General features: G+C 43.1%; 10 protein-coding genes. 9 read left to right on the forward strand and 1 reads right to left on the reverse strand.

The window, feature by feature from the left end:
* From MUP17_08875 to MUP17_08915, 9 genes are all read left to right on the forward strand, one after another.
* A partial coding sequence (locus MUP17_08875; GenBank protein MCJ7459088.1) for a hypothetical protein occupies positions 1 to 251 on the forward strand: 251 nt, incomplete at its 5' end.
* Positions 248 to 505 (forward strand): hypothetical protein, encoded by a 258-nt coding sequence (locus tag MUP17_08880; protein MCJ7459089.1) that lies wholly within the window; start codon positions 248 to 250, stop codon positions 503 to 505. The genes MUP17_08875 and MUP17_08880, both read left to right, overlap by 4 nt.
* A 69-nt stretch (positions 506 to 574) precedes the next feature.
* Positions 575 to 1012, forward strand: coding sequence for a hypothetical protein (locus MUP17_08885; GenBank protein ID MCJ7459090.1), 438 nt, complete (start codon positions 575 to 577; stop codon positions 1010 to 1012).
* Positions 1013 to 1256: 244 nt separating this feature from the next.
* On the forward strand, positions 1257 to 1544 hold the full coding sequence (locus tag MUP17_08890; protein MCJ7459091.1) for a GIY-YIG nuclease family protein: 288 nt from the start codon (positions 1257 to 1259) through the stop codon (positions 1542 to 1544).
* A 175-nt stretch (positions 1545 to 1719) separates the two neighbouring features.
* On the forward strand, positions 1720 to 2778 hold the full coding sequence (locus MUP17_08895; GenBank protein ID MCJ7459092.1) for a DNA double-strand break repair nuclease NurA: 1059 nt from the start codon (positions 1720 to 1722) through the stop codon (positions 2776 to 2778).
* A 79-nt stretch (positions 2779 to 2857) separates the two neighbouring features.
* Complete coding sequence (locus MUP17_08900; protein ID MCJ7459093.1) at positions 2858 to 3469, forward strand: transposase; 612 nt, start codon at positions 2858 to 2860, stop codon at positions 3467 to 3469.
* Between the two features lie 12 nt (positions 3470 to 3481).
* Complete coding sequence (locus MUP17_08905) at positions 3482 to 4246, forward strand: hypothetical protein (GenBank protein ID MCJ7459094.1); 765 nt, start codon at positions 3482 to 3484, stop codon at positions 4244 to 4246.
* A gap of 102 nt (positions 4247 to 4348) precedes the next feature.
* The gene (locus tag MUP17_08910) at positions 4349 to 5914 is read left to right on the forward strand and encodes an ATP-binding protein (GenBank protein ID MCJ7459095.1); all 1566 of its coding nucleotides are present in this window, start codon (positions 4349 to 4351) and stop codon (positions 5912 to 5914) included.
* Between the two features lie 970 nt (positions 5915 to 6884).
* Entirely contained in the window at positions 6885 to 8450 is a 1566-nt protein-coding gene (locus MUP17_08915; protein MCJ7459096.1) for a Vps62-related protein, read from the forward strand.
* A gap of 215 nt (positions 8451 to 8665) precedes the next feature.
* Here the strand turns inward: MUP17_08915 and MUP17_08920 are convergent.
* Positions 8666 to 8973 (reverse strand): TonB-dependent receptor (locus MUP17_08920; protein ID MCJ7459097.1); only part of this gene is annotated, 308 nt, incomplete at its 5' end.

Raw genomic sequence — 8973 nt, forward strand, 5'->3', positions numbered from 1 at the left:
TATGTACACAAAACAAGCAGTATTTATTTGGTGAATTAAAAGATGAGAAAATGATTTTGAGCGAAGCGGGCGAAATGATAGAAAAATGGTGGATGGAGATAAAGAACAAATTCAAGAATGTTGAAATGGATGAATTTGTCATTATGCCCAATCATTTTCATGGCATCGTGGTTATGGTAGGGGCAGACCTGCGTGTCTGCCCCAATATGTCGGGCGAACACACAGGATCGTCCAGTGGTTCAAAACAATGACCACAAATGAATATATTCGAAATGTGTCGATCAATCGATGGAAGCCGTTTCCCAGGCGGCTATGGCAGCGCAATTATTATGAACACGTAATCAGGAATGAAGATAAACTAAATAAAATCAGGCAATATATTCAGTTTAATCCTTTAAAGTGGCATCTGGACCGGGAAAATCCGGAAAGAACAGGGACGGATAGGCTGGAAGATGAGATTTTTGCTTCAAAAATAAAAATGAAGGCGAAATCAAATACAGGATAAAGGACATAGAATCAAGTATTTGTAGGGTGGAGGTCAGCCGCCCAGTCGAAAAAGAAGGAGGCTTTGACAATGCGATATTTAACTTCTGCGGTAAAATTTACCATAATCTCTATTCTGGTGTTTTTCTTCTCAAGTTGCAAGCAGAAAGAAAAAGTTGATGAGATAGTTCCGCTTAAAGATGTGATGGGTGTTTTTGAAAGGGGAGTCCTTACCCAGGATAGGGCGGTCCTGGATTCGGTCTACAGCACCAGAGGGATAAACCGGGATTCTCTGATCAACTCACTTCTCCTGGAGATTTCCAATTTGAAATCATCCGGATCGACCACAGGTGGGGAAGTCAAAAACCTGCAGTTCACCCGGAGAAGGTTTTCCATCCCTGAGGGAAAGGACAGCGCCAGGGTAGAACTTACTTTTAGCGGAGAGAACATCAAGGGAGAGAAAAACCTTGAGGTTTTCCTGAAAAAGAGTAAAGGGGAATGGAAGATAGTAGGACTGGATATAAAATAAAAGGATTCAAGGGTTTAAGGGTTCAAGGGAGAAAAAGAGCTGCACATCTGTCATTGCGAGGAGGTCATCTGACCGACGAAGCAATCTGCTAATAGTCAACGGATTGCTTCGCTCTCCCGCCTTTGGCGGGATCGCTCGCAATGACGATTTCAGCCTGTCTTTGCGAGGAGCGAAGCGACGAAGCGATCCCTCCACTGTCAGTTGAGTGCTTTGCCTTTGCTCGCAGTAACGGTATAGAAAAAAAATGAACAGACAATATTATGTATATCTAATGACCAATAAAAATAACACGGTGATTTATACAGGAGTAACCAGCGATTTGAAGAAAAGAGTATATGAACACAAACAAAAATTGGTAAAGGATTTTACAAAGAGATATAACATTGATAAATTAGTGTATTATGAAGTGTTAGATGATGCATATAATGCAATTTCAAGGGAAAAGCAAATTAAGGGCGGATCAAGGCAAAAGAAAATTGATCTGATTAACGAAATGAATAATGAATGGAAGGATTTGTCCAAAGAATTATGAGGTTTTGTGCATGGTAAACGGATTGCTTCGCTCTCCCGCCTTTGGCGGGATCGCTCGCAATGACATTCAGGCTGTCTTTGCGAGGAATCAGTAGAACGACGAAGCAATCTGCTAATAGTCAACGGATTGCTTCGCCCTGCGGGCTCGCAATGATGATATAGGAAAAGGAAAACAGATGTTAGGTTTGACTGAGAATATCGATAAAGAGGTCACTGAAGCGGTCTCCTTCATTAAGGAAGCCCTGAAGGAAAAGCCTGAGCATATCGAGATCGAGCCGGGGGCTGAGGAAAAAGAGCTTTTAGTTCTGGATAAGAATTTAGACCAGTTCTCCTTTGAAAAAATTCCCGACCTGTCTTTTGATCAGAAAGTTGCAGCGGTGGATGGTGGTTCTGCCACGGTCTTAAAAACCAGGTCGTTTCTCATTGGAATATACCGGGCTGGGTATGTTATTTTCCAGAAGGGAAAGAGAGTGGAGGAGAATTTCTTACCTTTAAAAATGGAGATCATCTCCTTAGAGAATAGTGCAGAAAAATATCTTTCTGCCTATTCTGAACTGGTTGGGCAGGTGCCGAATGAGGTCCCTGAAATTGATAAGATTCTGGACCGTCTGCGGCTTTTTGCTGAATGGATACTGGTCAAGGAACTTTTAAAAAGATTGGAAAAAGGGGATATGATTTTAGTGGACGGCTCCTTAAGGGCAAGTATCGTTCCGCCATACGAGCTTCTTCTGGAGGTTACTCAGGAAGCTCTGAATAAAGGTATTGGCCTGGTCGGGGTGACCAAGACCTCAACTCTTTACTGGGGTAAGAAATCTCCTTTGATACCGATGGTGGTCAAAACCTCAGAGAAATTCTGTCCTGAATCCAAATGGTTCTGTCGTCTATCTGATGTCGATTTAGCTCTGAAAAATCCTAACTGGTTCGGGACGATTTATGTGTCCAGACTTAAAGCCTCCTCTGATTATGCTTTCCGGGTGGATGTGAACCGGCTGGACCAGACTGAGCCGGAAAAGATTTTCTCCTGGTTATCTAATCTTTCCTCTGATCCGGCTTTCTTAGGGTATCCTTATCCTTTAGCAGCAGCGCATAACCGGGCAAGGATTTCAGGGAGCGAAATCGAGGACATAAAATATAGATTGCAGACCAAGGCATTGGAGAAAGGGATTTCGTCTGCAGACTGGGATTTGTTGTTCCGGGATTTTCACGAGGTGCTGAATGCGGATTTGAATAAATAAAAAAATGACGGATGACGAATGACGGATAAAAACAAAAGGAGAACAAAACAAGGAAAATGGAAGATTCAGAACAAAGACAATGACACATAATTTAGAAAAACATCACCGCAGGTCAATTCGATTAAAGGAATACGATTATTCCCAGGCGGGTGGATATTTTGTGACGATATGCACGGACGGGGGTGAATTTCTATTTGGAGATGTGGTTAACGAGGAAATGGAATTAAATGAAAGAGGTATTATCGTCAAGAGAGAGTGGTTAAAAACAGCCGAATTACGAAAGGATATAATATTAGATGAATATATTATCATGCCAAATCATTTTCATGGTGTTATTCTGATTATAGATGATGGTAGGGGCACGGCGCGCCGTGCCCCTACAGTTGAACGGTTCAGCAGACCGGTAGCAAATTCATTTCCGACCATAGTTCGGTCATTCAAATCGGCTGTGACTAATCGAATTAACCAGATTCGCGGCACACCCGGTGCATCTGTCTGGCAACGCAACTATTATGAACATGTCATTAGGAATGAGGATAAACTATTCAAAATCAGGCAATATATCCAGAATAACCCCCTGAAATGGCACCTGGATAGGGAAAATCCGGAAAGGGTGGGTTTGGATAAATTAGAAGGTGAGATTTTCAATTTAGGCAAAAACACAAATTATTTCTTCGCAGATAAGAAATAAAGAAGGTGCATTATGAAAAAGCTTATTTTGAATATTTTCACTTGCCTTATTTTTCTTTCCGTAATTGGCTTCCGCAGGGATGTGAGGAAAGAAGAGGTTTCAAAGAAGATAGCCTTGTTGGCAGCTCAGGAGGAAAAGATAAAAGATTTTTACAGTCTAGACTTAGAAAAAGATAGCTTAAGTGAAATAGATAGCAAATTAAACGAGGCACTTTACTCGAAATATTCCGTGCAGCAAACTCCAGAATTCAAGACGGAAGGCGTGGCAATTTATGAGATCGCTACTGACAAAATTGAGATGGATAGTATTCATATCCTATTTAGCCATCCTGTGCCTTTTGTAGTAGCAGTTTCTGATGATTTGAAGACTTTCAGATTATTTCGTTTTGAAGGGCAGAATGAGTTTGGCAAAATGATAGATTATTTGTTCAATAACAATATGTTAGAAAAGAAGAATATCCTTCCATTGTCAGTTCTATTTTATTGTATAGAAATAACATCCTGGGATGGTATCAAAGTTATCTCTAATCCTATGGAATTAGCTAAAGAGATCAAAGAATGGAGTACTTTCGAAGACTATGAAAAATTCGCTAAATCAGTTTTGCGTTTGAAGAAAGATGAAATCATGCCTCCCTCTGTGGTTAGAGCAGGAGACGGCTGGGATGTTACTTTTTTTATTTTCGTAAGCATGCATTACTGTTGCCCCAGATTCGGAAAAGTACAAATGCATGTAAGTGATAAGGTTTTCACAATAGTTTCGGATGAAAGAATATTTTGAGGTTCATAAAATGTAATTTATAGCGAAGCTCTTGTTGTAGAAAATACAGGCGAACACACAGTAGGGGCACGGCACTCCGTGCCCCTACACAGAGGAGAAAAAATGGATTACAAAGGCAGGATTATCGGCAAAAGCATTACTGAGATTTATTTCCGGACTTTTTATGAGGAGGAGCTGCATTTGGGGGATATCCTGGTTGCTCTGGACGAGGAGCGGAATCTTCCTTTCTATCTAAGGATTGTAGATGTCAGCTACGGGGTTGAGGCAACTGATCCGGATTGGGCTTCGCGCACTGCAGGGAATATGATGCTTTTAGACCGGCAGGATGAGTCTTACCAGTTTCAGGAAAAAGAGAGAAGGCTTTTCAAGATCGGTAGATGTGTGCCTTTAGGTTATGTCAAAAATCACCAATTCAAAAAGCCCAGAACCATACCGGAGCATTTCTCCAGGGTTAGAACTCCGAATAATGAGGATTTTCTTTTCCTGAAAAAATATATGGGGGATGTCGAGGTCGGCTCTTTGCGTTCAGGTGAGGAAATTCTGGATTTTAAAATCGGAATCAGCGGAGAGCTGTTTCCATATCACATAGGGATATTTGCCACTACCGGGATGGGGAAAAGTAATCTGATGAAAGTTTTGGCTTCTTCAGTCTTGGAATCGGGCAGATACGGAATGCTGATCTTAGACCCGCACGGTGAATATTATGACGGTGGGGGTGACCCGAAACACAAAGGGCTGGTTGACCATCCTCTGGCAAAAGATAGACTGAGGGTCTATTCTTCCAGAGATCTAAAGGGACCTTATAATAAGCTCAAGATAAGCTCCAAAGAGATAGAGATAAAGGACGTCAGGCACATTTATGGTTTTACGCAGGCTCAAGTTGAGGCTCTATATGCTTTATCTCACCATTTCAGGCATGATTGGTTAGTGGGGGTGACGAAAAGCTCTATTCAGGAGCTGGCGATGAGCATATCCTCAGGCGGTGCATTTTTTGAATCAACCATCGGGGTTATCCAGAGAAGGGCTGAGCAGATTTTGAGGCTTCCTTTTGTACACGGTGACCCACAGGTCTCCATCACTCTGAACGTGATTAATGATTTAAGCCTGGGGAAGGTAGTCTTAATTGACACTTCCAATATGTCTGAGCAGGAAGAGCTTTTGATCTCTGCGGTTCTTACCAGAGCGGTTTTTTCCAGAAACAGGGAAGCATATCAGGACCCGGCCAAGTTCAAAAAAATCCTGCCGACTTTGATCGTGATGGAGGAAGCCCAGAGAGTCTTATCTCAAAAAGGAGAGTCAGACATAAATATCTTCGCCCAAGTTTCCAGGGAAGGAAGGAAATTCAAAACCGGTCTTTGTGCCATCACCCAGCAGCCAAAGCTGATTAACGAGGAGCTTCTATCTCAGTTCAATACCCTTTTCATCTTAGGACTGGCAGATGAACGTGACCGGAATATCTTAAAAAGCTCAGCCAAGCAGGATATATCAGATTTAGGAGCGGAGATTCAGATGCTTGAGGCAGGGGAAGCCCTGATCACTTCTCCGCAGGCACCTTTTGCCATCCCGGCAAAGGTTTATCTTTTTGAGGAATGGCTGAAAGAGAGAAAGGATTTACTTAAGGATAAAAATTCTGTTGACGTGAAAGTGGATGAAGGATTCTTTAAATGACGTGAGACGGGTAGCGGCAGACCCCTGTGTCTGCCATTTGATAAATTGTAGGGGCGAGGTTTCCTCGCCCTGATAGGTCTCCAAGACTTCAGTACCGCATCCATACCCAGTTACCATCGCCAATCCAGATTTACTTCAAGTGATACTTTAAGTCTTATCAAAACCAGGAGAAAAAAGTCAAATCAGCGCATCAATCTCAGGTCAGGCGAGGATGCGTGCAGGCTTGGGCTATGATTTTTTTGTAAAAAAAGTTGCAAAATGTATGAATTTGCTTGCATAAAATCTGGTTTTGATTATATTATTTACAGTTCTTTGTCAAGAACAGGTTCAAAAAGATGGGTTTTCAGATTTGAATATGCCGGTTAAGAGTTAAGGTCATAACTCTTTAATGATTATTTAGTTACGGGAGAAAGGTAAAGTGGTATATAAGGAGTGAGACTTGACCTTAAACTGTTACTTTAGGAGTAACTGGACTTGGGCATATAAATTGCATATATCTTTTTCAGGTCGCGTGATATTACAGAGGATTTGGGAGTGGTGTGTGCTGGTATATTAAAACCCAGCCACCCCGATGGATTCGGGGCATCCCCCCTCCACCACTCCCATCAAGAAAATTCAAGCCCCTCTCGCCTTGGCGAGGGGGGATTTTTTTTGGGCAAAAAGATTAAGAGATCAAGGGATGAAGGGATAAAGGGTTCTAAGGAGTCATGGAAAAGGAAAAGACAAAAGTCGGGCACAAGGCCCGGTAGGGTGAAAAAGAACGATGCAATCTGTCCAATGCAGACGGATTGTTTCACCCCTGCGATCTCGTCGGGCACAAGACCCGATGCTACATACTCCTCCTCTCTATTCAACTTTAGCGGAATAATCGCACCTAAAAGGTGGATTTTGTTCCGTTTTATTCTGTTGACAGTTTTTAGGAATTTGTTATACTAATTACAAAGGATATAAATTAAAATAGGAGGTTCCTATGATCGACCTCAAGCTTAGGATTCGATGGGTAGTGATGGTGATGATGCTTATTGTTATTGCTGCAGGCTGCAAAAAATCCCCTACGAAATCATCTGAACCTGTGCCGCCCTCGCAGCAGAGTTTGCTCGTAAGCCGACTCAGCGTCTCATTCGTTCCCGGCGGAAGCGAGGCAATCACCGTAATCGCCAATGATAAAAATGGATTACCTGAGACTTTCACTGCAACAATGGGTGATGCAGGCATCGCAACTGTCGCAACAGTGTCGGATTCTGTGATTCGGGTAACCGGGGTAAGTTACGGAAAGACTAACTTAACTATTACCAGCAATTCGGGAATCAGCAAAATCGTGCCCGTATGGGTATATAACCACAAGGTTCTGGATGTGGGCGAATTAGAAGTTGCGTACTGCGATTCGTTTGAATATCGCTGGTGTGATAGGGGGAGTGGTCTCCCGATAGATGGGTCATACTACCACCCCTTGCCAACAGATGGGTTCAAACCAGTTGGCTCTCTGGGTTTTAAGAATTACTATAACCCCAACGGCATACATGCAGTGATGGTGGTAAAGGCAAAACCAGGTTCAACTGCATTGGCTGCACCGGTTGACTATGCACTTGCGTGGAACGACCGGGGTACTGGCTCAAATGACGACGGCTCATTCTGGATACCTGTTCCACCTGCCGGATACAAGGCTTTGGGGATTGTAGTCCAGAGAGGATATGGCAAGCCAAGCCTGAATGATGTTGTATGTGTGCGTGAGGACCTGACAATTGTAGGCGATGCAGGTGAGTATATCTGGGGTTTCGGTATACCTATAATTGAAAGGTATTTCGGTTCCTGGAAAATCGATCCTCCGGATGCAGGACCTCATGATGATGCCTATCTTTCAACCGGAACGTTTGTCGCCGTGCAGAGCACGACTCCGCCGTCAGTTCACCCGGTAATGAACGTCCTTAATATACCCTTACCGATGTTAGCAGAAGCACCATACCAGACCTACGTTCCTACTCTAACCGGATATGATACACCACCGGAAGAGACGGTTCCTCTGATGGCTAAGGCAATGCTGATACCCTGTACCATAGTTAAGGATGCTCTTTATGATTCCAGCAATCCCCACTGGAGAATCAGCAACTCACCATTCTACCGGCTGGAGCGTCAGGTGTATTACAAACTTATGTATCATAATCATAATCAAACTTCAGAAGTTCAGACAAACAGTGTGCTCATAAGGTCAGGGGTTACTACCACGGAAAGCGATAGCTATTGGAATGAAACCAGCATATCGGTTACGGTGGAAGCCGGAATCAGCATCAAAATGTTTGAATCTAAAGTCTCCACGACCATAAGCACATCCTTCGGATATGAGACCATGACCTCGGTTTCGGAACTTCAGGAGAAGGAGGTTACCTCGACCATAAATACCGCTCCTGGCAAGGCAGCGGCATTGTGGCAGAAGTACAACCGGTATGTCTTATACCGGCACAACGGAACAACCCTGGAACCGGTAGCGGCCTGGGAATTCGGTATTGACAGCTACGTTACAGATGAATATCCGAATTAGGAAATTAAAGGTTTAAAAGCAAAGGGAAGACACTTTGGTCTGCCCCTACAATCAAAAGCGGGTGATAAAGACTTAGGCGAGGAAACCTCGCCCCTACGAAAGAACTGGGCACGGTACGCCGTGCCCCTACAGTTCACGGTCACGGACAATGAACTACGGTCACGTCTTTTTTATGTTTTATCCGTCATTAGTCATCCGATGTTCGCCATAAATTCTTACATATCCAGTTTTACCCCTGCGTAGACTTTTCTTCCAGGGTTGGGATAGTCCAAATCCGAAAGAGAATTACCAAACTGGGTCGGAGTTTTATCATCAAATAAATTGTTGACCTTCAAACTGAAAGTCAAAAGATTGATTTTCTGGCTGAGATTAAGATCGAAATTGGCACTGGGTTTGATCCTTTTGGTCAGGTACTTTATTTCTGGATAAGAAGAGTAATCCGGATAATAGTTCAGCTTCTGGGTTCGGTAGTTGAAGGAAAACTGGGTGGACAAAGAGGCGAAGAGCTTAATGTTCAAATTCA

The sequence above is a fragment of the Candidatus Zixiibacteriota bacterium genome, assembly GCA_022865345.1.
In the GTDB taxonomy this organism is placed as follows: domain Bacteria; phylum Zixibacteria; class MSB-5A5; order MSB-5A5; family RBG-16-43-9; genus RBG-16-43-9.

Coding starts and splice junctions, on each gene's coding strand:
- MUP17_08900 (MCJ7459093.1), top strand. CDS start 2,858: ATGACACATAATTTAGAAAAACATCACCGCAGGTCAATTCGATTAAAG.
- MUP17_08890 (MCJ7459091.1), top strand. CDS start 1,257: ATGAACAGACAATATTATGTATATCTAATGACCAATAAAAATAACACG.
- MUP17_08895 (MCJ7459092.1), top strand. CDS start 1,720: ATGTTAGGTTTGACTGAGAATATCGATAAAGAGGTCACTGAAGCGGTC.
- MUP17_08885 (MCJ7459090.1), top strand. CDS start 575: ATGCGATATTTAACTTCTGCGGTAAAATTTACCATAATCTCTATTCTG.
- MUP17_08880 (MCJ7459089.1), top strand. CDS start 248: ATGACCACAAATGAATATATTCGAAATGTGTCGATCAATCGATGGAAG.
- MUP17_08910 (MCJ7459095.1), top strand. CDS start 4,349: ATGGATTACAAAGGCAGGATTATCGGCAAAAGCATTACTGAGATTTAT.
- MUP17_08905 (MCJ7459094.1), top strand. CDS start 3,482: ATGAAAAAGCTTATTTTGAATATTTTCACTTGCCTTATTTTTCTTTCC.
- MUP17_08915 (MCJ7459096.1), top strand. CDS start 6,885: ATGATCGACCTCAAGCTTAGGATTCGATGGGTAGTGATGGTGATGATG.